At 64.7% G+C, this 23713-nt stretch carries 19 protein-coding genes; 11 read left to right on the top strand and 8 right to left on the bottom strand.

The window, feature by feature from the left end; genetic code table 11:
• Positions 1–13: 13 nt before the first annotated feature.
• The 4 genes from WN73_RS16085 to WN73_RS16070 form a co-directional block, all read right to left on the bottom strand.
• On the bottom strand, positions 14–1087 hold the full coding sequence (locus WN73_RS16085; RefSeq protein WP_011088706.1) for a branched-chain amino acid ABC transporter permease: 1074 nt from the start codon (positions 1085–1087) through the stop codon (positions 14–16).
• Between the two features lie 3 nt (positions 1088–1090).
• Positions 1091–1984, bottom strand: coding sequence for a branched-chain amino acid ABC transporter permease (locus tag WN73_RS16080; protein ID WP_011088705.1), 894 nt, complete (start codon positions 1982–1984; stop codon positions 1091–1093).
• A gap of 79 nt (positions 1985–2063) precedes the next feature.
• Complete coding sequence (locus WN73_RS16075) at positions 2064–3995, bottom strand: long-chain fatty acid--CoA ligase (RefSeq protein ID WP_271553703.1); 1932 nt, start codon at positions 3993–3995, stop codon at positions 2064–2066.
• Positions 3992–4813, bottom strand: a complete 822-nt coding sequence (locus WN73_RS16070) for an ABC transporter ATP-binding protein (protein ID WP_011088703.1) — start codon at positions 4811–4813, stop codon at positions 3992–3994. Before WN73_RS16070 ends, WN73_RS16075 begins: the two co-directional genes overlap by 4 nt.
• A gap of 337 nt (positions 4814–5150) precedes the next feature.
• Between WN73_RS16070 and WN73_RS16065 the strand changes: the two genes are divergently transcribed.
• Positions 5151–5825, top strand: a complete 675-nt coding sequence (locus WN73_RS16065) for a Crp/Fnr family transcriptional regulator (protein ID WP_011088702.1) — start codon at positions 5151–5153, stop codon at positions 5823–5825.
• Positions 5826–5834: 9 nt separating this feature from the next.
• On the opposite strand, the gene WN73_RS16060 is transcribed toward WN73_RS16065, so the two are convergent.
• Positions 5835–7085, bottom strand: a complete 1251-nt coding sequence (locus WN73_RS16060; protein ID WP_271553702.1) for an MFS transporter — start codon at positions 7083–7085, stop codon at positions 5835–5837.
• 505 nt (positions 7086–7590) lie between these two features.
• On the opposite strand from WN73_RS16060, the gene WN73_RS16055 reads away from it, so the two are divergent.
• Together WN73_RS16055 and WN73_RS16050 are read left to right on the top strand one after the other, a co-directional pair.
• Positions 7591–10911 carry an adenylate/guanylate cyclase domain-containing protein gene (locus WN73_RS16055; protein ID WP_271553701.1) on the top strand — a complete coding sequence of 1107 codons (3321 nt, stop codon included), beginning with the start codon at positions 7591–7593 and terminating at the stop codon, positions 10909–10911.
• A 21-nt stretch (positions 10912–10932) separates the two neighbouring features.
• Entirely contained in the window at positions 10933–11613 is a 681-nt protein-coding gene (locus WN73_RS16050) for a redoxin domain-containing protein (protein ID WP_028173193.1), read from the top strand.
• 17 nt (positions 11614–11630) lie between these two features.
• Here WN73_RS16050 and WN73_RS16045 read toward each other — a convergent pair whose 3' ends face one another.
• Entirely contained in the window at positions 11631–12470 is an 840-nt protein-coding gene (locus tag WN73_RS16045) for a uroporphyrinogen-III synthase (protein WP_011088697.1), read from the bottom strand.
• Positions 12471–12629: 159 nt separating this feature from the next.
• On the opposite strand from WN73_RS16045, the gene purU reads away from it, so the two are divergent.
• Positions 12630–13493, top strand: a complete 864-nt coding sequence (purU, locus tag WN73_RS16040; protein ID WP_271553700.1) for a formyltetrahydrofolate deformylase — start codon at positions 12630–12632, stop codon at positions 13491–13493.
• Positions 13494–13653: 160 nt separating this feature from the next.
• Here purU and WN73_RS16035 read toward each other — a convergent pair whose 3' ends face one another.
• Positions 13654–13938 carry a hypothetical protein gene (locus WN73_RS16035; RefSeq protein WP_271553699.1) on the bottom strand — a complete coding sequence of 95 codons (285 nt, stop codon included), beginning with the start codon at positions 13936–13938 and terminating at the stop codon, positions 13654–13656.
• Between the two features lie 528 nt (positions 13939–14466).
• Between WN73_RS16035 and WN73_RS16030 the strand changes: the two genes are divergently transcribed.
• From WN73_RS16030 to WN73_RS16005, 6 genes are all read left to right on the top strand, one after another.
• A complete protein-coding gene (locus WN73_RS16030; protein WP_271553698.1) occupies positions 14467–15645 on the top strand; it encodes an ABC transporter substrate-binding protein in 1179 nt (392 codons plus the stop codon).
• Between the two features lie 192 nt (positions 15646–15837).
• The gene (locus WN73_RS16025; RefSeq protein ID WP_011088693.1) at positions 15838–16707 is read left to right on the top strand and encodes a branched-chain amino acid ABC transporter permease; all 870 of its coding nucleotides are present in this window, start codon (positions 15838–15840) and stop codon (positions 16705–16707) included.
• A gap of 8 nt (positions 16708–16715) precedes the next feature.
• Positions 16716–17744: a branched-chain amino acid ABC transporter permease gene (locus WN73_RS16020; RefSeq protein ID WP_271553695.1), complete on the top strand. Its 1029-nt coding sequence runs from the start codon at positions 16716–16718 to the stop codon at positions 17742–17744.
• On the top strand, positions 17741–18496 hold the full coding sequence (locus tag WN73_RS16015) for an ABC transporter ATP-binding protein (protein WP_271553694.1): 756 nt from the start codon (positions 17741–17743) through the stop codon (positions 18494–18496). The genes WN73_RS16020 and WN73_RS16015 overlap by 4 nt, the downstream gene beginning before the upstream one ends.
• Entirely contained in the window at positions 18489–19205 is a 717-nt protein-coding gene (locus tag WN73_RS16010; protein ID WP_110116682.1) for an ABC transporter ATP-binding protein, read from the top strand. Before WN73_RS16015 ends, WN73_RS16010 begins: the two co-directional genes overlap by 8 nt.
• Positions 19206–19226: 21 nt before the next feature.
• The gene (locus WN73_RS16005) at positions 19227–20345 is read left to right on the top strand and encodes a cobalamin-independent methionine synthase II family protein (RefSeq protein ID WP_011088689.1); all 1119 of its coding nucleotides are present in this window, start codon (positions 19227–19229) and stop codon (positions 20343–20345) included.
• Positions 20346–20470: 125 nt separating this feature from the next.
• Here WN73_RS16005 and WN73_RS16000 read toward each other — a convergent pair whose 3' ends face one another.
• Positions 20471–22189, bottom strand: a complete 1719-nt coding sequence (locus WN73_RS16000; protein WP_271553692.1) for a caspase family protein — start codon at positions 22187–22189, stop codon at positions 20471–20473.
• A gap of 166 nt (positions 22190–22355) precedes the next feature.
• Here WN73_RS16000 and WN73_RS15995 point away from each other — a divergent pair, with 166 nt between their 5' ends.
• Positions 22356–23711 carry a hypothetical protein gene (locus WN73_RS15995; RefSeq protein ID WP_028173200.1) on the top strand — a complete coding sequence of 452 codons (1356 nt, stop codon included), beginning with the start codon at positions 22356–22358 and terminating at the stop codon, positions 23709–23711.
• Positions 23712–23713 lie beyond the last annotated feature (2 nt).

The following is a 23713-nucleotide window of genomic DNA, read 5'->3' as shown; positions in this document are numbered from 1 at the left end:
AAGTTGCCCGTTCTCAATGCGAGAACGGGTAGAGTTTCCAGTACGCCTTGATCTGCCGCCAGCGATGCGCGAGCCCGTCAGGCTCGAACATCAGGAACGCGATGATGATCACCCCGATCGCGATCTCGCGCAGGAAGGTGATGTTGTTGTTGAGCGACAGCGCCTTGTCGATCGCGCCGCCCTTCAAGTAGATGCTGAGGAATTCCATCGACTCCGGCAGCAGCACCACGAAGGCGGTGCCCATCAGCGTGCCCATGATAGAGCCGGTGCCGCCGATGATGATCATCGCCAGGAACAGGATCGAGCGCTCGATGCCGAAACCTTCCTGCGAGACCACGAGCTGGTAGTGCGCATAGAGCGCGCCGGCGATGCCGGCGAAGAAGGCGGCGAGGCCGAACGACAGCGTGCGGTATTTGGTGAGGTTGATGCCCATGATCTCCGCGGAGAGATAATGGTCGCGGATCGCCACCAGCGCGCGGCCGTCGCGCGTGCGCATCAGATTGGTGACGAGGATGTAGCTCGCCAGCACATAGGCCAGCACGACGTAGAAATACTGCTTGTCGCCGCGCAACGTGAAGCCGAAGATCGAGAACGGATTGGCGCTGGCCGGCACCGAGCCGCCGGTGAACCATTCGGCGCGCGAGAAGAAGTCGAGCAGGATATATTGCGCGGCGAGCGTCGCGATGACGAGGTAGAGTCCCTTCAGCCGCGCCGCCGGAATGCCGAAGACCAGCCCGACCAGCGCGGTGACGACGCCTGCGAGCGGGATCGCGAAAAACACCGGGATCGGCGCATTGTTGGAGATGTAGGCCGAGGTGAAGGCACCGAGCAGGAAGAAGGCGGCATGCCCGATCGAGATCTGGCCGGTGAAGCCGACCAGGATGTTCAACCCGAGCGCCGCGATCGAGAAGATGCCGATCTGGATCAGAATGCTGAGCCAGTAGCCGCCAAGGAATTGCGGCACGAGGCAGAGCAGCAGCACGCCTACGATCGCAAAATTGCGGCTGGTCGCCGTCGGGAAGATCGTGGTGTCGGCCGCATAGGAGGTGCGGAAATCACCAGCAGGTATGAGGGCAGGGCCGGCCATGGGTCAGATCCGCTCGATGTCGTGGGTGCCGAACAAGCCGTAGGGCTTGATCATCAGCACGATGATGAGGACGTAGAACGGTGCGATCTCGTAGAGATTGCCCCAGTGCAGATACTCGCTGTCGACATATTGCGCGACGTTCTCGAGCAAGCCGATGATGATGCCGCCGAGCACGGCGCCGCCGACGGAATCGAGCCCGCCGAGGATCGCCGCCGGAAAGACCTTGATGCCGTAGGCGGCGAGGCCCGAGGACACCCCGTTCACCACGGCGACCACGACTCCGGCGACCGCTGACACCGTTGCCGAGATCGCCCAGGCCATCGCGAACACGCTTTTCACGGAAATGCCGAGCGACTGCGCGACCTGCTGGTTGAACGCGGTGGCGCGCATCGCAAGGCCGTATTTGGATGCGCGGAAGAACCAGGCCATGCCGATCATCATGGCGACCGAGACCACCAGGCTCATGACATAGACGGTCTGGATCTGAAGCCCGAACAAGCTGACGGACTGGCTCTCGAACACGCGCGGGAACGGCTGCGGGTTGACGCCGAACATCCATTTCAGCGTGGCCTGGAGCACCGTCGAGAGGCCGATCGTCACCATGATCACCGAGATGATGGGCTCGCCGATCATCGGCCGCAGGATCAGGACCTGGATGGCGATGCCGAACACGAACATGAACACCAGCGTCATCGGCATGCCGATCCAGAACGGCACCTGGTATTTCGCAAGCAAGGCCCAGCACACCCAGGCGCCGACCAGCAGCAGCTCGCCTTGCGCGAAATTGACGACCTGCGTCGCCTTGTAGATCAGCACGAATGACATCGCGACCACGCCATAGAGCGTGCCGACCACGAGGCCGTTGACCAGGAGCTGGATGAGGAAGGCGGTGTTCATGTTATGCTATCCTTCGCCTCTCCCCGCTTGCGCAGGGAGGGGGGATCGATTGCTGGTGCGGTCTGCATTGGAAGCGACATCACTCCGCCGCCTCCGCCAATTGCCCGGGTCGGCCCAGATCCACCACCCGCAGCGCGGTGCGCACCCTCTGCGTGGTGCCGTCCTGGAAGCGGATCACGGTGTCGACGGGGATGACGGCATCGCCGCGGTAGATCGCGTCGATGATGCCGGCGTATTTCTCGTTGATGACGCTGCGGCGAACCTTTCGCGTGCGGGTGAGCTCGCCGTCGTCGGCATCGAGCTCCTTGTAGAGAAGCAGGAAGCGCGAGATGCGCTGCGCCGGCGGCAGCGTGGCGTTGACGGTCTCGACCTCCTTCTGGAGCAGCGTGTAAACCTCGGGCCGCGAGGCGAGGTCGCTGTAGGTCGTGAAGGAGAGGCGGTTCTTCTCCGCCCATTTCGAGATGATGGAGTAGCGGATGCAGATCATCGCCGCGAGCGCGTCGCGGCCCGCGCCGAGCACCACGGCTTCGGCGATATAGGGCGAGAACTTCAGCTTGTTCTCGATGAATTGCGGCGAGAAGCGCTCGCCGCGCGAGGTCTCGGCGAGATCCTTGATGCGGTCGATGACGACGAGCTGCCGGTTGGCGTTGAAATAGCCGGCATCGCCCGACAGCATCCAGCCGTCCTTGATGTCGGCAACGCTTGCCTCCGGGTTCTTGTAATAGCCGAGGAACATGTTGGGATGCCGCACCACGATCTCGCCGACGCCGTGGACGTCGGCATTGTCGATGCGGATCTCGACGCTGTCGGCCATCGGCACGCCCGTGGTGTCAGGATCGACCTTGCCCTCGGGATGCAGCGTGTAGGCTCCCAACAGCTCAGTCTGGCCGTAGAGAGTGCGCAGCGGCACGCCCATCGCCTGGAAGAACTTGAAGGTATCGGGCCCGAGCGCCGCGCCGCCCGTCGCAGCCGAGCGCAGGCGGGTGAAGCCGAGCCGGTCGCGCAGCGCGCGAAACAGGATGGCGTCGGCAAAGCCCGAGCGCTTGCCGTCAGCAAGCGCGGCCAGGCCCGACTTCATCCCGATATCGAACAGGCGCTGCTTGAAGGGCGTGGCGTCCATCACCTTGGCGCGGACGTCGGCGGCGATCGATTCCCAGACGCGCGGGGCGAACAGCACGAAGGTCGGCGCGATCTCGCGCAGATCGTTCATCATCGTGTCGGGCTCTTCGACGAAGTTGATCTTCATCCGGCAGAGCAGGCCTTTGCCGAGCACATAGACCTGCTCCATGATCCACGGCAGCGGCAGCACCGAGACGTATTCGTCGTCGGGTCCCTTCGGATCGAAGGCGAGATAGGTCGCGCAATGGCCGAGCACGCGGCCGGCGGCGAGCATTGCGAGTTTTGGATGCGAGGTGGTGCCTGACGTGGTGCAGAGGATCGCGACATCCTCGCCCTTGGTGGCGTCGACGAGCTTGTCGTAAAGCCCAGGCTCGCGCGCAGCGCGGGCGCGGCCGAGCTCGGCGAATTTCTCCGCCGACAGCAGCCTGGGGTCGTCATATTTCCGCATGCCGCGCGGGTCGGAATAGATGATGTGCTTCAGCCGCGACACGCGGTCGGCGAGGGTGAGCAACTTGTCGACCTGCTCCTCATCCTCGGCGAAGACCAGCTGCGCCTCGCCGTAATTGAGGAGATAGGAGGCTTCTTCGTCCAGCACGTCGCGGTAGAGCCCGAGGCTCAGGCCGCCGATCGCGTGGGTGGCGATTTCCGCGGCGACCCAGTCCGGCCGGTTGTCGCCGATGATGCCGATGACGTCGTTGTGGCCAAGGCCGAGCTCGACGAGGCCGAGCGCGAAATCGCGCACGCGCGTCTGGTAGTCGTTCCAGGTGAAGACACGCCACAGCCCGAGATCCTTTTCGCGCAGCGCAATCTCGTTGCCATGCTCCCTGGCGTTGAGCCGGAGCATTTTGGGATAGGTATCGGCCTGCGCGACGCGGCCTGCATAATCCATCATGCCGCGCTCTCCTGCGCCGGCGGCGCATCGTCCGGATCGACCAGCACCTCGTCCTCCTCGCCGAGATAGGCGCGCCTGACGTGGGGATCGGCGAGCACCGCACCCGGATCGCCCTCGGCGATCTTGCGGCCGAAATCCAGCACCATGACGCGGTGGGAGATGTCCATCACCACGCCCATGTCGTGCTCGATCATCACCACCGTCATCCCGAATTCCTCGTTGAGATCGACGATGTAGCGGGCCATGTCCTCCTTCTCCTCGAAATTCATGCCGGCCATCGGCTCGTCGAGGAGGATGAGGCGCGGCTCCAGCGCCATGGCGCGGGCGAGCTCGACGCGCTTGCGCAGGCCATAGGAGAGGGTGCCGGCTTGCGCTTTCCGCACCGACTGGAGGTCGAGGAAGTCGATGATCTCCTCGACCTTGCGGCGATGCGCGAGCTCTTCCTTGCGCGCGCCGGTGAGCCAGTAGAGCGAGCCCGTGAGGAAATTGTTCTTCAACAGGTGATGGCGGCCGACCATGATGTTGTCGAGCACGCTCATGTGGTGGAACAGGGCTAGGTTCTGGAAGGTGCGGCCGATGCCGAGCGAGGCGCGGGCGTTCGGCGTCAGGCCGGTGATGTCGCGGCCCTGATAGAACAGCTGGCCCTCGGTCGGCTTGTAGCGGCCGGAAATACAGTTCACGATCGAGGTCTTGCCGGCCCCGTTGGGGCCGATGATCGAGAACAGCTCGCCCTCCTTGATGGCGAAGCCGACATCGGTCAGCGCACGGACGCCGCCGAACCGCAAAGACACGCCGCGCACTTCAAGACTGGTAGCCACCAAACAAGTCCCTCCCCGGTGATGGCGCTTTCTGTGGCGCTCTTCGTCGGTTCCTGTCGGGCGATCCTAGTACGGTCGTGCCGGCCAGACCATGCAGCTATTGGTCTCGACCGGACCCGCGAGGCTCTCGCTCCCGTTAGGGATCAAAAGCCGCATCGCCCGAGGTGGCCCTCAATAGGGGAAAGCGCTATTTTGAAATGTCTCCGGCCTGACAATTCTGCGACAAAGTTTTTCAGGCGAGGCGGCCTTCATCTTTCGTCGGATGGCGGTCGATGCGGTCGTGTTGCAGTGCAACAGAAGGGCGGAGTGACGAAACGGTGCGGCTGGCTTCGGGATCATGATTTCAGAGGATCAACTGAAGCGCATCGCCGCTTGGTCGCGCGAGCTCACGCAAGCGGAGATCGAGGTCGCTCGCGCCGGAATCACGGAGCGGTCCTACGGCATCGGCGAGGCTGTGTTCATGCGCGGCGACACGTTCGGCTATTGGGCCGGCATGGTCTTTGGCCTTGCCCGGATGGGCGGGGTGTCGCGCGACGGCAAGGAGGCGAGCCTTGCCGGGCTGACTGCGGGGGCCTGGTTCGGCGAGGGCAGCGTGCTCAAGAACGAGCCGCGCCGCTACGACGTGGTCGCGCTGCGCAACAGCCGTGTCGCGCTGATGGAGCGCAGCGCCTTCATGTGGCTGTTCGAGAACAGCGTCGGCTTCAACCGCTTCCTGGTCCGCCAGCTCAACGAGCGGCTCGGCCAGTTCATCGGCATGCTCGAGGTCAACCGTACGCTCGATGCGACCTCGCGCCTCGCGCGCGGCATCGCCTCGTTGTTCAACCCGATCCTCTATCCGGAATCGACCGCGCATCTGGAGATCACCCAGGAGGAGATCGGGGCGCTCTCCGGCATGTCCCGCCAGAACGCCAATCGCGCGCTGAACCGGCTGGAGAAGGAGGGCCTGCTGCGACTCGAATATGGCGGCGTCACCATCCTCGATATCGAGCGGCTGCGCGGGTACGGGGACTAGGGCGCCCCGTCATCGCGCATTGGCGGGGGCGTGCAGGGGCCAGAGGTCCGCGCGCCAGCGCACCGCGATCGCCGCCATCGCGATGAACCCCGAGACGGCATAGAGCGAGCCCGTCGCGGAATAGCCGATGAGGTCGATCAGGCTGCCGGCCGCGAGCAATCCGAGCGGCAAGCCGTAGATCACCATCATGCGGACGCCCATGACACGGCCGCGCAGATGCGCGCTCGCCGTGCGCATCAGGATCACGGCGGCCGATATCATCGACATGCTCTGGGCGATGCCGGCGAGAGCGAGGCAGGCCATGGCCACCGGCATGGTCCTGATTTCGACGAACACCAGCAGCATGGCGTACCAGGCCAGCGTCGCGCCGATCAGAAGCCGGGCAATGCGCAGGCCGCCGACCAGGCTGAGCGTGATGGAGCCGATCAGCGAGCCGACGGCGAAGCTGGCCGAGAGATAGCCGAGCCCGGTCTGGTCTGTATGAAAGATGTCCCGCGCGATGTAGGGCAGCAATCCGCCCGTGAAGGGAAATGCGGTGAGATTGGCGAGGAAGGCGACGCACAGCGCGGCGCCCATTCCAGGGCCATTCCAGGCGTAGACAATCCCTTCCTTCAGCTCGTCGAGCAGTTTTGAAACGGCGCGGCTGTTCGCCGGCAGGTCCATCGTGGCAACGGTCCTTTCCGGTCGGGTCAGGCAGGACATGAGAATCGCGGCCACGAGGTAGAGGCTGGCGACTGCCGCATACACCAACCCAATGCCGAGCACGGCGAAGAGGCCGGCGCCTGTCAGCGCTCCGGCAATGCGGGCGCTGTCCTGGGTCGTCCGTGACAGGCCGATCGCGCCCACCAGCTGCTTGGCCGGCATGATGTCGGCGAGCAGCGCGCTGCGAATGCCGAGATCGGAGGAGCGGATCAGGCCCATGATTGCAACGATGATCATGACGTTGAGTGGCGCCAGACGGCCGGTCAGTGCCAGCACCATGATGGTCGAGGCGAGCGCCGTATAGGTGAGGCGCAGCACGACAAGGAGATCGCGATGACCCATGCGGTCGCCGATCATCCCGAGCACCGGCGCAACCAGCGTTCCCACATATTGCAGCGAGGCGAGAATGGTCAGCAGCAGCACCGATCCGGTCTCGACCAGGATGTACCAGCCGAGCACCAGCGTTTCGATCTCGAACGCCCAGGAGGTGAGCAGGTCGGACGGCCACTGGAAGCGATAGTTGCGGATGCGGAATGGCGCGAGCGCGGATGTGCTCAAGATGCAATGACGGGTTTCACGGCGATTCCCTGCCCTTATTCTTGTTCTTTCTAATCCGGCAACGTAGCGCTGACACTGCTCGTGTCAATCAGCGCTGCCGCATACCAACCCGCTCGAACGCCACAAGGTTTGCCGCGCGGCTTCTGGGGTCGCTGTTTCTCGTGAGCGTCGTCGTGTCGCCTTCCCAGGGGGGTCCGCAGGACATGCTCGCCTTGATGCAGCGCACTACGTCGCTCGCGAAGGAGACCCGCTATGGCGAGGCGGTGTGGCTTGCGCGAAAGCTCGTCGGAGAGGCCGAAATAAGCGCGGGCGACGATCGCCGGGGGTGTCTATCCTCAGCACCGAAAGACGGTCCGGTTGCGGGGAGGGGTGAGGCCGCGCGCGCGGCCGTTAACCGACCACCGCTTGCTCTTCCCGTGCGACGAGCCCATGCTTGCCGGGTTCCTGGGCCCGTCCGGCAGGTCCAGGAGATGGCACCATCGCGGCTTCCGCGAGGTCTTGACCCATGAACTGCTCTTGCTGTGGTTTAGAGGTCCAGAGCGGCTTTGCCTTCTGCCCGAAGTGCGGCACGAGGCAGCCGAACGCGTGCCCTGGCTGCGGCTTTCCATGCGCGCCGGATTTCGCCTATTGCCCGAAATGCGGCGCCTTCGTCTCTGAGACCCCCACAGGCGGGCAGGCATCGGCGCGGACGAGCCCGACGACGCTCCCGATCCGGTCCTCCTCTCCGCCGCTCGCGCCGGCGGAGGAGGCCCAAGCCGCATTTCGACCTCAGTTGGACAAGATCGACAGCGAGGCGAACCGCCGCACCATCACCGTGCTGTTTGCCGACCTCAGCGGCTTCACTGCGATGAGCGAGCGGCTCGACCCCGAGGTCATGCAGACGCTTCAAAACGGGTTGTTCGAGGAGTTGACGGCCGCGGTGCAAAGCTTTGGCGGCTTCGTGGACAAATTCATCGGCGATGCGCTGCTTGCTCTGTTTGGTGCGCCGGCGGCGCACGAGGACGACCCAGAGCGGGCGGTGCGCGCTGCTCTCGACATGATCGACCGGACGGCGCGCCTCAGCGAACGCGCGAAGGCGTATGCAGGTTCACCGCTGCTGCTCCATGTCGGCATCAACACCGGGCACGTCGTCGCGGGCGGGCTCGGTGCGGGCGTTGCCAAATCCTATTCGGTGACCGGTGACACGGTGAATACCGCCCAGCGACTACAATCGATGGCGGCTCCGGGCGAGGTACTGGTCGGGCCGTTGACCCACCGTCTGACGCGGCATGCGTTCTCCTATGACTCGCTTGGCGAGGTCTCGCTCAAGGGCAAGATGGGCAGCGTACTGGTCCACCGTCTGAATGAGCCGCTCGACACGCCCCGTGCGGCGCGAGGTCTCGACACGCTGGGCCTCAATGCGCCGTTGATCGGGCGCGACGCCGAGCTTGCGCGCATGATCGGCAGCCTTGATCTCGCGTGCGGCGGCGCGGCTCAACTGGTGCGGCTGGTCGGTGAGGCCGGCATCGGGAAAACGCGCCTGGTCAGGGAGTTCGTCGCCCGCATCCGCGATCAGGATCGATTCGCAGGCGTGGCGATCCGGCAGGCGGCGTGCTCGCCGCTCGGCGAACAGTCCTACGGCACACTCGCCGCCGTGCTGCGCAGCGCCTATGGCATCGCGCAGAAGGCGGGCGCCACAGAGGCGGAGGCGAAGGTCGCCGAAGCGCTATCGGAGCTGGGCCTCGCGACCGACGAGGCCGACCGCCTGATGCCCCTCTATCTGCACGTACTCGGCCTCGGCGACCCCAACGCCGTGCTCAGGCATGTCGAGCCCGAACAGCTCCGCCGGCAGATATTCTTCGCGATTCGCACCGTCTTCGAACGCCGCCTGGCACTGTCGCCACTGCTGATCATCGTCGAGGATCTGCATTGGGCCGATGCGGTGTCGCTTGAAGCGTTGCGCTTCCTGATGGACCGACTGGAGCGGACGCGGCTGATGCTGTTGTTTACGCATCGGCCGATGCTGGAACTGGACCAGTTCGGTTCGAGCAGGATCAGTCACGCAACCCTCCGGCTGCCCCCGCTTGGGGACGCCGACGGACAAAGGCTGCTCGCGGCCTATTTCAGTCACGGTTGGCGTGAACCACCGGGACGTCTGTTCAGTCGAATCCTCGATCGCGCCGGCGGCAATCCGCTTTTCCTCGAGGAGATCATACGCGGCCTGATCGAAGCCGGCGCCCTGGAGCGCGACGGCGTGCAGTGGCGGATGACGTCGGATGAAGCCGCCGCCGATATTCCGGCAAGCATTCAGGCGTTGTTGCTGGCGCGTCTCGACCGGTTGCCGCATCAGGTGCGCCGCCTGGCACAGGAGGCCGCGGTGATCGGCCCGCGTTTTGATGCGGCTGCTCTCGGTGCGGCGGCAACCGAGCCGGCAAGGGTCGAAGCAGGGCTCGAACTTCTGTGCGACGCGGAAATCGTCGAGGAGATCGCGGGCTCGAATTCGATTTCGCTGCGGACCTACCGCTTCACGCAAACCATGCTTCAGGACGTGATCTATCAAAACCTGCTTCTGCAGCGCCGGATCGAGCTTCATGGACGGATTGGTGGGGCGCTCGAGAGGCTGTATGGCCAAGAGCCCGAGCGCCTCGAAGATCTCATACTGCTCGGACATCACTTCAGTCTGAGCGCGAGCAAGCCGAAAGGCGCGCGCTATCTGCGCGCGGCCGGCGATCGCGCACGCGCCAGCTATGCCAATGACGATGCCATCCGTCTCTACCAACAGGCCCTCGCCGTGCTGTTGGCCGGCGGCGAACGGGAGCCGGAACGTCTGGTTCTATACGAGCGGATCGCGGACCTCTGTGGCGCGGCTGGCCGCCGGAACACGGCCGAGGAGCACTATCAGAGCGCGTTGGAGGGGCACCGCGCCCTACAGGACCGGATCAGCGAAGCGCGAATTCTTCGCAAGCTTGGCCGATTGCTGTGGGGCGCCGGCAAGCGGATCAAGGCAGAGACGCATTACGCCGAGGCGGCCAACCTGCTTGGAGGGATCGACGCGCCCATCGAGTGGGCGCATCTCTTGCAGGAGCGCGGCCGTCTCGCGTTTCGGACGGGCGATCACGTGGCCGCCGCAAGATGGGCAGACGAGGCGCTCGGCTATGCACGGTCCGTACCGGCGGACGCGGACGAGCAGGGAAGGCTCGAGGCGGCACGTGCCATTGCGGAGGCCCTCAACACCAAGGGGGTTGCGCTGGCGCGGCTTGGACGACACGAGGAGGCGGTGCGCGAGGTGGAGCAAAGTGTTGCAGCCGCCGAAACTGCCGGCCTCCTCAACGTAGCCTGCCGCGGCTTTACCAATCTCGGTGTGCTCTACACGATTGTCGACGCGGCGAAAGCCGTGGAGGTCTGCCGGCGTGGACTCGATGTCGCGCGTCGGATCGGGGATCTTGGCTTCCAGGCGCGTCTTCTTGCCAATTTTGCCGTTGCTTGTTGCACCTTCACGGACAGATGTACCGAAGAAGGGGTGCCGGCTGCCGAAAAGGCGATCGAAATCGACCGCGCGCTCGATCAGCGCGAGCATCTCGCCGTGCCCTTGATCGTGCTCGGGCAAATCCATCAATGCCATTTCCGCCCCGATCTGGCCGCCCTCTGCTACAACGAGGCAATCGAGGTGGCGAACGAAACCGGCGAACCGCAGCAGCTTTTTCCATGCTATGATGGTCTCGCCACGCTGAGCCTTGATCGAGGCGACATGCCCGAGGCCGACCGATATTTCGCGCTGGCCCATGATGTCTGCGCCCGCCACGGGCTTGATCCCGCCGGGCTGATCGTACTGCCGTTTCTCGACTAGGTCATATGAAGGAGTTCAACCATGTCAGAACTTCATGTCGACGGACCGCTTCAACCGGGCGATCGCGCACCGAACATCGTGCTGGACGCCATCACACGCGATGGAACGATCGCGCTCCAGGATTTTCGTGGGCATAGTCCGATATTGATCGGCTTGTTTCGCGGGCTGCACTGCCCGTTCTGTCGGCGCCATATCGCGGCACAGGCGCAACTTGGCGCAGCGCTGCGCGACAAGGGCGTCGAAAGTCTCACGGTCGTGAATACGCCGATCGAACGCGCGCGGCTCTACTTCCGCTATCATCCCTTGCCCAATCTGCTCGCCGCGTCCGACCCCGAGCGGGTCTCGCACCGCGCGTTCGGCCTGCCCAATCTCGAGTTTACGGACCACGAGACCGAGTGGCCCCGCAAGGTGGGTATGGACGTCGTCATGAGCATGCAGGTCGATATGCCCGGCGAAACGCCGGGGCCGATGAATCGGCTGGCGGCTGCCGAATACCTCAACAACAAGGACGGCTACGAGATGATGGAGGCCGATCAGCGCATGGCGGCAACCGGCCAGGGCCAGCTGTTCGGCCAGTTCCTGCTCGATCGCGAGGGGATCGTGCGCTGGACCTTTACCGAGGTTCCTGAAGGCGGCCAGCGCATGTTCGGGGCTCCGAGCCCCCAGGAGTTGATGTCGGCCGCCTCGCAGGTGGCAAGCTAGGCATCGTCGCCTGGTGATTAACCCGCCACCTTCGGCCGTTTCTCGGCGAGCGCCGCGGCCATCGCCGAAATCAGCGGCCGCATGAAATACGCATCTTCCGCCGGTGCGATGTCTGTGCGCAGGCCATGCGCGGCGAGCTCCCCCGACACCGCAGGGCCCACCGACGCAATCAGCGTCCGCTCCAACCCTGCGCGCAACTTCGCTTCGCTGCCATGTGCCTTTGCGGCTTCGATCAGGCGGCGGACCTGGCCGAGATTGGTCAGCGCGATGGAATCGATCCGTCCCTCCGCCATGTCGTCGATGGCGGCGACGATGTTGGCATCCGCCGCCTTTGAATCGTAGACATAGGGCAGCACGGTATCGACCTCGGCGCCTTGCGCCGAGAGTGCGCCGGTCAGGGTGCTGTGGTCCTTGTCCGGATAAAGCTGGAGGCCGAGGCGCCGCCCCTTCAGGTCGAGCTTGCCCAGCATCTCGATCACGCCCTCGGTGGTCGGCTTCTCCGTGGTCTGCTGCGCCTCGAGCGAGATCTCGCGCAGCGCCTTGCCGGGCTTCGGCCCGCGGGTGAATTTTCGCGATTTGGCGAGGGCCGCGACCAGAGCCTGGTCGAGACCACGGGTCCGCGCGAGCTTCATGATCCGCCGCAGGCCTTCGCCGGTCATCAGCACGAGATCGTCAAACGGCCTGTCGATGGCGCGGCGGATCCAGGCCTCGACCGGGGCCGGGTCCGGCGCATCGTGGATGGTGAACATCGGGCACTGCACGACATCGGCGCCTTGCTCGGCGAGGAGCTTTGAGAACTGCGCCTCCTCGCGCGTTTCCAGGATCAGGATGCGGTAGCCGTTCAAGCGGTCGGCCATGGGCGTGCTCCGGTACAAATCGCAATGGTCCGTTCATCCTGACTCTGCACTTTACGTAGAAGCAAGTCTTGGGATTGGCGTAAGGGCGGGGTCGGTGATAGAGCAGGGCGCAAATCGCGAGTTGTTCCGCATCATTTGCCCAAACCTTCATCAAGAGCCATGCCCGATCATCAATATGTCCTGACCCTGTCCTGTCCGGATCGCCCCGGCATCGTCTCGGCGGTGTCGACCTTCCTGGCCCACAACGGACAGAACATTCTCGACGCCCAGCAGTTCGACGACGTCGAGACCAAGAAGTTCTTCATGCGGGTGGTGTTCACCGCGGCCGATCTCGCCGTGGAGCTCACCGCGCTCCAGACCGGCTTTGCCGCGATCGCGGAGCGCTTCGGCATGGAGTGGCAGATGCGCGACCGCGCCGCGCATCGCAAGGTGATGCTGCTGGTGTCGAAGTCCGACCATTGCCTGGTCGACATCCTCTATCGCTGGCGCACCGGCGAATTGGCGATGGTCCCGACCGCGATCGTCTCCAACCATCCGCGCGAGGTCTATGCCGGGCTCGATTTCGGCGGCATCCCGTTCCACCATCTGCCTATGACCAAGGAGAGCAAGCGCGAGCAGGAGGCGCAGATCCTCGATCTCGTCGCCAAGACCGGAACTGATCTCGTCGTGCTCGCGCGCTACATGCAGATCCTGTCGGACGATCTGTCGGCCAAACTGTCGGGGCGCTGCATCAACATCCACCACTCGTTCCTGCCCGGCTTCAAGGGCGCAAAACCCTATCACCAGGCCCATGAGCGCGGCGTGAAGCTGATCGGCGCCACCGCGCATTACGTCACGCGCGATCTCGACGAGGGCCCGATCATCGACCAGGACGTCGAGCGCATCAGCCACCGCGACACGCCCGAAGATCTCGTCCGCAAGGGCCGCGACATCGAGCGCCGCGTGCTGGCGCGCGCGATCCGCTACCATCTCGACGACCGCGTCATCCCCAACGGCCGCAAGACCGTGGTGTTTATGGATTGATGTTGTTTCACCTCTCCCCGCTTGCGGGGAGAGGTCGGATTGCATCGACGATGCAATCCGGGTGAGGGGACTCTCCGCGACTCCAACTGTCACCGTCCCCGTGGAGACTCCCCCTCACCCCAACCCTCTCCCCGCAAGCGGGGCGAGGGAGCGCACCGACCTAGCGCACCGCGCCGCTCGACGGAGTGCCCGTCGCGCCCTTCTGCGCCTGCTCTTCCTTCTCGCGATCGGCCGCCGGCAGCAGCCGCTTGCGCTCGCGCTCCTTCATGTAGGCGTCGTATTGCGGCGTGCCTGCCCGCGGCGGGGCGTCGGCCGGCAGGCCGCCGGCCCATTGCGGGACGTAATCGCCGATGCCGGCCGACAGCTTCTCATTGACCGTGCCGCAGCCGGACAGCCCCACGGCAAGCGCGAGGAGGGGCAGGAGGGAGCGGAAAGGCTTGGGCATTGTGGGGGCGCGCTGGTTCGGTCTGGTTGGACGCCGGGTCAGGCTGGCGCCGCGAGAGTAGCCTTCAACAAGGTAAAATAGACTTATTCGAGGTAGGTAATAAGTTACCGGGTTGGAGCCGGGGCGAGGCCCCAGATGTACCAATTCTGCAAAAGAAAGACGAAATCTTCCATCCACGCGGCCCGTCGCGCTTCTAGACTGCGGCGCCGGCCTCGCGACAACGTGGCTTGGCCCGGCGAGGGGGCTTTTTCGTTGACAGGTCCATTTTATTTGTACAATCGTACAAATAAAAGCGGCCAAGGTCGGGGCGTTCGGGTCACCTCGACGTAACAGCGACATCACTCCCCGCCGTCGGAAATCGGGACGCTCGGCTTGCGCCGAATGGTCGCCAAACGTCCGATTGACAAGGGGGGCGCCAAGGACGCCATGTGGCGCGCGATAAGGCTCGCGCATGAGCTAGAGTGAGGCAAGGACCGGGCACTCGGTTCGCCGCACAAGAGGTCAGGAATCAAGGGGAGGGACACTCTGATGTTCGAACGCAAACAACTTTCTTGGGCAGCCGCGGTGGCCGCCGTTGCAGGCCTGGTAACCGTCGCGCCGGCCAGGGCCGAGGACACTGTCAAGGTCGGCCTGATCCTGCCGATGACCGGCGGCCAGGCCTCGACCGGCAAGCAGATCGAGAACGCGATCAAGCTCTACATGCAGCAGAAGGGCGACACCGTCGCCGGCAAGAAGATCGAGATCATCCTCAAGGACGACGCCGCGATTCCCGACAAGACCAAGACCGCTGCGCAAGAGCTGATCGTCAACGACAAGGTCAATTTCATCGCCGGCTTCGGCGTGACGCCGGCAGCCCTCGCCGCCGCGCCGCTGGCAACGCAGGCCAAGATTCCGGAAGTCGTGATGGCGGCCGGCACCTCCATCATCACCGAGCGCTCGCCCTACATCGTGCGCACCAGCTTCACCCTGGCGCAGTCCTCGACCATCATCGCCGACTGGGCGGTGAAGAACGGCATCAAGAAGGTGGCGACTCTGACCTCGGACTACGCGCCGGGCAACGACGCGCTGAACTTCTTCAAGCAGAATTTCACCGCCGGCGGCGGTGAGGTGGTCGAAGAGGTCAAGACGCCGCTCGCGAATCCCGATTTCGCGCCGTTCCTCCAGCGCATGAAGGACGCCAAGCCCGACGCGATCTTCGTGTTCGTGCCGGCCGGTCAGGGCGGCAACTTCATGAAGCAGTATGCCGAGCGTGGCCTCGACAAGGCCGGCATCAAGGTGATCGGACCGGGCGACGTCACCGACGACGACCTCCTCAACAACATGGGCGATGCCGTGCTCGGCACGGTCACCGCGCACCTTTATTCGGCGGCGCATCCGTCCGCGATGAACAAGGATTTTGTCGCGGCCTACAAGAAGGCCTTCGGCACTCGTCCGGGCTTCATGGCGGTGAGCGGCTATGACGGCATCCACCTGATCTACGAGGCGCTGAAGAAGACCGGTGGCGACACCGACGGCACCAAGCTGGTCGAGGCGATGAAGGGCCAGAAATGGGAGAGCCCGCGCGGCCCGATCTCGATCGACCCCGAGACCCGCGACATCGTGCAGAACATCTACATCCGCAAGGTCGAGAAGGTCGACGGCGAGCTCTACAACGTCGAGTTCGCGACCTTCGAAGCCGTCAAGGACCTCGGCAAGACCAAGAAGTGACGCGCGAAAGCGCGTCATCCCGGGGCGCGCATTGGCGCGAGCCCGGGATCTCGCGCCCCGCTCTCGTCATGCCCGGGCTTGACCGGTGCATCCACGCGAGAGCCGAAACAGGAACGTGGATGGCCGGGACATTTGTTTGAAGACGCACTTCGTGCTTTTGCCCGGCCATGACCGATAACCCAAGCTGAGACGATGACCTCTATCCTCACCAACCTGTTCGATGGCGTTGCCTACGGCATGCTGCTGTTCGTGCTCGCTTGCGGGCTCGCGGTCACGCTCGGCCTGATGAACTTCGTCAACCTCGCCCACGGCGCCTTCGCCATGACCGGCGGCTATGTCTGCATGGTGCTGGTCAACCGGATGGGCTGGCCGTTCTTCGCCGCGCTGCCGCTCGCTTTCGTCTCGTCGGCGGCGATCGGCATCGTGCTCGAGCGTACGCTCTACCGCCATCTCTATACGCGCAGCCATCTCGACCAGGTGCTGTTCACCATCGGCCTGACCTTCATGTCGGTCGCGGCCGTGGACTACATCCAGGGCTCGTCGCGGGTCTTCATCAACCTGCCGGCCGCGCTCCAGGGTCAGTTCGACCTGTTCGGCGTCGGCATCGGCCGTTACAGGCTGATGATCATCGTGATCTGCGGTCTGCTCACCATCGCGCTCCAGATGGTGCTGGCCAAGACCCGTTTCGGCAGCCGGCTGCGCGCCGCCGTTGACGATCCGCGCGCCGCCAGCGGCCTCGGCATCAACGTGCCGCAGGTGTTCGCTTTCACGTTTGCATTCGGTTGCGGGCTCGCCGGCCTCGGTGGCGCGCTCAGCGCCGAGATCCTCGGCCTCGACCCGTATTTCCCGCTGAAGTTCATGATCTACTTCCTGATCGTGGTCACCGTCGGCGGCTCGTCCTCGATCACCGGCCCGTTCCTGGCCTCGCTCCTGCTCGGCATCGGCGACGTCGCCGGCAAGTACTACGTGCCGAAGATGGGCCCCTTCGTGATCTACACCATGATGATCGTGATCCTGATCTGGCGCCCGAACGGCCTGTTCGGCCGCACGGCCGCGCGTTGAGTTCGCCGATGAGCGCCTCCTCCGACGTCGGTTATCACGCCCAGCGCCATGCGCGCTGGCACTATGGCGAAGTCGCCTTCTGGCTGATCGTGCTGGCCTGCGGCTTTGCATTTCCCACGCGCTATCTGATCATGACCGACATCCTGCGGCTGGCGCTGTTTGCGATGTCGCTCGATCTCATCCTCGGCTATGCCGGCATCGTCTCGCTCGGCCACGCCGCCTTCTTCGGCGTCGGCGCCTATGCGGCGGGGCTGCTTGCTCTTCACGGGATCGTCAACGAGCCCGTGCTTGCGCTGATCCTGGCCGGCATTGCCGCGATGGTGCTGGGCTTCGCCACCAGCTTCCTCGTGATCCGCGGCGTCGATCTCACCCGGCTGATGGTGACGCTCGGCATCGCGCTGCTGCTGGAGGCGCTCGCCGAGCGCTTCTCCAACATCACCGGCGGGACCGACGGCCTGCAGGGCATCGAGATGCAGCCGATCTTTGGCGAGATTCCGTTCGACATGTTCGGCAAGGCCGGCTTCTTCTATTCGCTGGCCGTGCTGTTCGTGTTGTTCCTGTTCGCCCGCCGCGTCGTGCATTCGCCGTTCGGCCTGTCGCTGCGTGCGATCAAGAACAATCCGCTGCGGGCCGCGGCGATCGGCATCCCCGTCAACCGGCGCCTGATCGCGATCTATACGCTGGCGGCGTTCTATGCCGGCATCGCAGGCGCGCTGTTCACCCAGACCACCGCGATCGCCTCGCTCGACGTGTTTGCCTTCGAACGCTCCGCCGACCTGATGCTGGTGCTCGTCATCGGCGGCACCGGCTATCTCTATGGCGGGCTGGTCGGCGCGGTGGTGTTCCGTATGCTCCAGGAATTGTTCTCCACCATCACCCCGCAATACTGGCAGTTCTGGATCGGCCTCGTGCTGGTCGTGATCGTGCTGGTCGGCCGCCAGCGCCTGCATCGCTGGGTGCTGTATGTGCCGAACCTGATCATCAAGCAGGTTGCCGGTCGCAAGGCGGTCGTCGCCGTGCCGGAGAGCGACGCATGACCATCGCGCTCGAAACCCAGAACCTCGAAAAGCAGTTCGGCGGCCTGCGCGTCACCCGCGATCTCTCGCTCAGAATCGAGCAGGGCGCCCGCCACGCGCTGATCGGCCCGAACGGCGCCGGCAAGACCACTGTCATCAACCAGCTCACCGGCGTGCTGAAGCCGAACTCCGGGCGCATCCTGCTGGAAGGCCAGGACATCACGGACGTGCCGGTGCACAAGCGCGTGCTGCGCGGCCTGTCGCGCACGTTCCAGATCAACCAGCTCTATCCCGACCTGACCCCGCTCGAGACCATCGGCCTTGCCGTCTCCGAGCGCCTCGGCCATGGCGGCGACTGGTGGCGGCGGATGGGCACGCGCAGCGACGTCAACGGCGAGATCGCCGATCTCCTGACGCGCTTCCATCTTCTCGATGTGATGAACGAAGAGACCGTGACCCTGCCTTACGGCAAGCAGCGCCTGCTCGAGATCGCGGTCGCGATCGCGGCCAAGCCGCGCGTGCTGCTGCTCGACGAGCCCGCCGCCGGCGTGCCCGAGAGCGAGCGCCACGACATTCTCGCCGTCGTAGGCAGCCTGCCGCGCGACGTCACGGTGCTGCTGATCGAGCACGACATGGATCTCGTATTCTCCTTCGCCGACCGGATTTCGGTTCTGGTCTCCGGCGCGCTGCTCACAGAAGGCCCGCCCGAGCAGGTCGCGCGCGACCCGCAGGTCAAGGCGGTCTATCTCGGCGAGGAGGCGGTCAATGTCTGACCTGCTCGAGATCGAAGCCTTGCGCGCGGGCTATGGCGAGGCGGTGGTGTTGCCGAAGATGTCCCTGCGCCTCGCCGAAGGGCAGGTGCTGGCGCTGCTCGGACGCAACGGCACCGGCAAGACCACGCTGATCAACTCCATCGTCGGCGTCACCCGCCGCTTCTCCGGCACCGTCGCGCTCGCCGGCACGGATGTCACCACGCTCCGACCCGACCAGCGGGCGCGCGCTGGCATCGGCTGGGTGCCGCAGGAGCGCAATATCTTCCGCTCGCTCACGGTCGAGGAGAACATGACCGCGGTGGCCCAGCCCGGTCCCTGGACGGTCGAGAAGGTCTACGAGATGTTTCCGCGGCTGAAGGAGCGGCGGGGCAATTTTGGCAACCAGCTCTCCGGCGGCGAGCAGCAGATGCTGGCGATCGGCCGCGCGCTGACCCTCAACCCGAAGGTCCTGCTGCTGGACGAGCCGACCGAGGGCCTTGCCCCCATCATCGTCGAGGAGCTGTTGAAGGCGATCGGGGCCATCACCCGCGCCGGCGGCATCTGCTCGATCATCGTCGAGCAGAATGCGCAAAAGATTCTGGGGCTCGCCGACCGTGTTGTGATATTGGAACGCGGAACGATCGTCCACGACGCCCCGAGCGCCGCGCTGAAGGCCGACCCCTCGGTCCTGGAGCGCCACCTCGGAGTCGCAGGGGCGGCGGCCCACTAAAAAATCCTCGGGAGTTCAAGAATGCAGCGAACCAAAGCCCCCTTCCGTGCCGATGAGGTCGGCAGCCTCCTGCGCCCCGCCAAGATCAAGGAAGCCCGCGCCAGGCTTGAGAAGGGAGAGATCTCGGCCGACGATCTGCGCAAGATCGAGGACATGGAGATCGAGAAGGTCGTGCACAAGCAGGCCTCGGTCGGGCTGAAGCTTGCGACCGACGGCGAATTCCGCCGCTCCTGGTGGCATTTCGACTTTCTGGCCAAGCTCACCGGCTGCGAGCTGTTTCACCCCGACACCGGCATCCAGTTCGCCGGCGTGCAGACCCGTCACGATGCGGTCCGCGTGATCAGCAAGCTCGACTTCCCCGACGACCACCCGATGCTGGACCATTTCCGCTTCCTGAAGAAGTGCGCCGACCAGGCCCACGTCACCGCCAAGATGACGATCCCCTCGCCGGCGGTGCTGCACTTCCGCGGTGGCCGCAAGTCGATCTCCAAGGACGTCTATCCCGATCTCGATGCCTTCTACGAGGACCTCGGCAAGACCTATCGGAAGGCCGTGAAGGCGTTCTATGACGCCGGCTGCCGCTATCTCCAGTTCGACGACACCGTGTGGGCCTATCTCTGCTCGCCGGACGAATTGCAGAAGGCGCGCGAGCGCGGCGACAATCCGGACGGTCTCCAGCAGATCTATGCGCGCATCATCAACTACGCGCTGGCCGAGAAGCCCGCCGACATGGTGGTGACGACACATGTCTGCCGCGGCAATTTCCGCTCGACCTGGATCTCCTCGGGCGGCTACGAGCCGGTGGCCGAGACCATGCTCGCCGGCACCAATTACGACGGCTACTTCCTGGAGTACGACAGCGACCGCGCCGGCGGTTTCGAGCCGCTGCGCTTCCTGCCCAAGGGCAACAAGGTCGTCGTGGTCGGCGTCATCACCTCGAAGTTCGGTGAGCTCGAGAAGAAGGACGACATCAAGCGCCGTCTGGAAGAAGCCGCCAAGTTCGCGCCGCTGGAGCAGCTCGCACTGTCCCCGCAATGCGGCTTCGCCTCGACCGAGGAGGGCAACATCCTCTCCGAGGAAGAGCAGTGGGCCAAGCTGAGCCTTGCGGTGGAGATCGCGAAGGAAGTGTGGGGCAACTGAGGCACAGCGTCATCCCGGGGCGCGCGTAGCGCGAACTATGGTGCGCGCTTGCGCACCTGAGGATCTCGAGATCCCGGGTCTGGTGCTTGCGCACCATCCCGGGATGACGATGCGCAAGCGCATCGTCACTTCTCCGCCAGGTAGACCTCACCCAGCAGCGACGAATTCGACCACGGCACTTGCTTGTTCTTCGTAGTCGAGACCACTTCCGCCCGCACCCGCGTGAGCATCTGCTGCACCTCCAGCCCGGGCGTGCCGATATGACGGGACAGCGCGGCGGAGAACGGCGAGTTGGCGCCGTCGCCGTCGAGCGCGACCTGGCCCGGTGCGGTGGCGAAAGCGATCAGCGTGCCGGCGCCGAGTGTCGCCCCGGCGCCGAGGCTCGTTGGAGCCGCGAGGCCCGAGGCGCCCTCGATGCTGCGATTGGCAGAGGCTGAAGCCACCTGTTGTGCCATCGGGTTGTTGCGGCAGGCATCGAAAATCAAAATGTTGGTGCGGACCTGATCGTCGAGGCCGGCCATGATCGTGTCCATGTCGATCATCGCCTCTGTCATGGCCGTGCCCGGCTTGAGTTCGACGTCGACGGGAATGAGATAGTTGCGGCCGTCCACCTGCACGCCATGGCCGGCATAGTAGACCACGGCGACTTGCGCCCGCGCCGCCTCGCGCAGGAAGTCGCGCGTCATCTTCTGCATCGCGGCGCGGTCGAGGTCGACGCCCTCCGACACGGTGAAGCCGATGTCGCGCAGGCTCTTGGCGACCGCGCGGGCGTCGTTGGGTGGATTGGGCAGCGCCTTCACATGCGCATAGGCGCCGTTGCCGATAATCAGCGCCATGCGCGTGCCGCGCACGGCCGGAGCAGGCGAGGGCGCGGATGCCGCGCCGGTCTGCTGCGGGGCAGGGGCCGCTGTCGGCTGCGTCGTGGGCGAGGGCGCATCGCGCGGGATCGGCACAGCTGCATCGCTCACCAGCGACAGCCGCACTTTTGCGGTCGCCTGGTTGGCCTTGCTGCCGGCGTCCGACGCCACGATCGCCAGCGTCGCCTTGTAGTCGTCGCGTGCGCGGGCGTAGTCGCCTTTCGCTTCATAGGCCAGCGCGCGATGAGTATAGCCCGAGATGAGCACGCTGTTCGGCGGCGTCATGATGTTGGCCGGCGGCTTTTTCTCGGCGAGCCGGATCGCCTCGCTGCCATCGGCGATGGCGCGATCGAGATCGCCCTTGGCGCGCCAGATCGAGGTACGGTTGATCAGCGGCTGCGGCAGCGTCGGGTCGAGCCGGATCGCTTGGTTGATGTCGGCGAGCGCGCCGTCGAGATCGCCGAGTCCTTCTTTCGAGATGCCGCGGTTCTGGAACGAGAACGCCGATTTCGGATCGGCTTTGATCGACATGTCGTAGTCGGCGATCGCCTTGGTGTAGTCGTGCTTGCCCCGCCAGGCGTTGCCGCGATTGTGGAAGATGATGCCGCTGGGAGGTCCGAGCTTCAGCGCATCGTCGAAATCGGCGATCGCGATGTCGTAGTCGCCCTTGTCGTAATAGGCCGAGCCCCTGAGGTTATAGACCGCCTGGGTCGGCTGCAGCCGGATCGCCTCCGTGGCATCAGTGATGACCTTGGCGTAGTCGCCCTTCTTGTTCCAGCCCACCGCGCGCCAGAAATAGACGGTCGCGAGCTGTTCGCCCTTGAACACCTTCAGCGCGATGATCTTGGTGCAGGCGTCGACCATCTTGTCCGCCGGGGTGGTCTCGGTGGTGCAGAGCGGCCCGAGCTGGTTGCGCGCCTGCGCCAGGGCGGACGTCGACCCCAGCACGACGGTGAGCAGGCAGAGCGCGACGAGCAGGCGGCGCATGGCGGTCGTCCCGTAAGAGGAGAAGTGCTTGTTTGTTGCCCGGCGGTGCGCCGGGGTTCACGCTCCCGTCGTTGGACCTGGGGTGAAGCAAGCGAGGGTATTCCCCCGGTGGGCAGACTTTGCTAAGAGGTGGGACCCAACATCGCTGCCCACCACCTTCCCACTCATGAAAAACGACGAAATCCTGAGCCAGATCACCGAGTTCTGCCGCAAGGCGGATATGGCGGAATCGACGTTTGGCCGGCGCGCGGTGAACGATGGGAAGCTGGTGCATCGCCTGCGCGAGGGAAAGCGCATCACCATCGACACGCTGGAGCGGATCCAGGCCTATATGGCGGCGTCGATGGCCGGCGGCGTGCCGCCGCCACGAGGCCTTCAGGTGCCTCCGGAAAAGCGCGATCCGCGTGGTAATTTCCGTTTCTTCGAGAACCGGCAGAAATATCTGCTGTTCGTCCACACCTGTAGCGAAAAGCGGGTGATCGCGGACCGGGTTGCGCTGGAACTGGCCGCCATCCATCCGCGCCCGCCGGCGCTGCGCCTGTTCGACGCCGGCGTCGGCGACGGCACGGTGCTGGCGCGGGTGCTGCGCGCGACGCACCAGCGCTTTCCGCACATGCCGTTCTATGTCGCCGGCAAGGAGCTCAGTCTCGAGGACCTGCGCCTGACGCTGGAGAAGGTGCCGGATCGCATTTTCGAGCATCCTGCGTCGGTGTTCGTCTTCACCAACATGTTCTATTCGGAGGCGCCCTGGCTCACGCCGGCATCGCCCGCAGCGGCGGCCGCCACCGTCTGGCACGAGGTTCCGCTACGTGGCGCCTCGTCGGGCGAGTTCGAGCAGCAGATCGCAGAGCTGCGGCCGTTCCTGGAGCAGAACTGGCGCGCCGCGATCAGCCCGCGCACGGCCATGCCGCTCTACGAGCGGCCGGTCGTCCTGGTGCTCTATCGCGAGGATCACCGGTTCCTGCTGGATTCGACCATTCCGCGGCCGGGCCAGACCGAGGCCAATTTCGACCTCGTTATTGCATCCCAGCCATACCGTGCGCTGTCCTCGGTCAATTTCCGGGCAAAGCGGATCATTGCGCCTCTGGCGCGGGCATTGCGGCCGGGGGGGCGCCTGATCGGTATTCACTCCCATGGTCACGATCCGGGCATGGAAATGATCCAGGCAATCTGGCCCGGAGAAAATCCTTTCGCGGTCAGTCGTCATGAGCTATTGCGCGCAGTTAAGTACGAGCTCGGATCGTTGGGCCGCGACCTAAATTTTAATGCCTACGCGGACAACCGCTCGATCTTCAGGTATGATATGGAAGCGCTGCCCAACGAGGTGACGGGTACTATCGGAACCTCGACGGCCTTTGCAGCGTGGAATGCGGCGGTGTATGTCGCTCAGATCGAGGACGACCGGTTGGCAGAAATGACTCAAAACGGCCGCACTCTGGATGCCGCCAGGGACGTGCTGAGAAAGTACAACGGGCTCTGGTTTCTTGACGAATCCTACGTCATCTCGCGCCGGCGTGATTGACA

Origin of the sequence: Bradyrhizobium sp. CCBAU 45394, from assembly GCF_028128655.1 — a bacterium.
GTDB lineage: Bacteria > Pseudomonadota > Alphaproteobacteria > Rhizobiales > Xanthobacteraceae > Bradyrhizobium > Bradyrhizobium diazoefficiens.
This window is presented reverse-complemented; position numbering and strand designations above follow the sequence as displayed.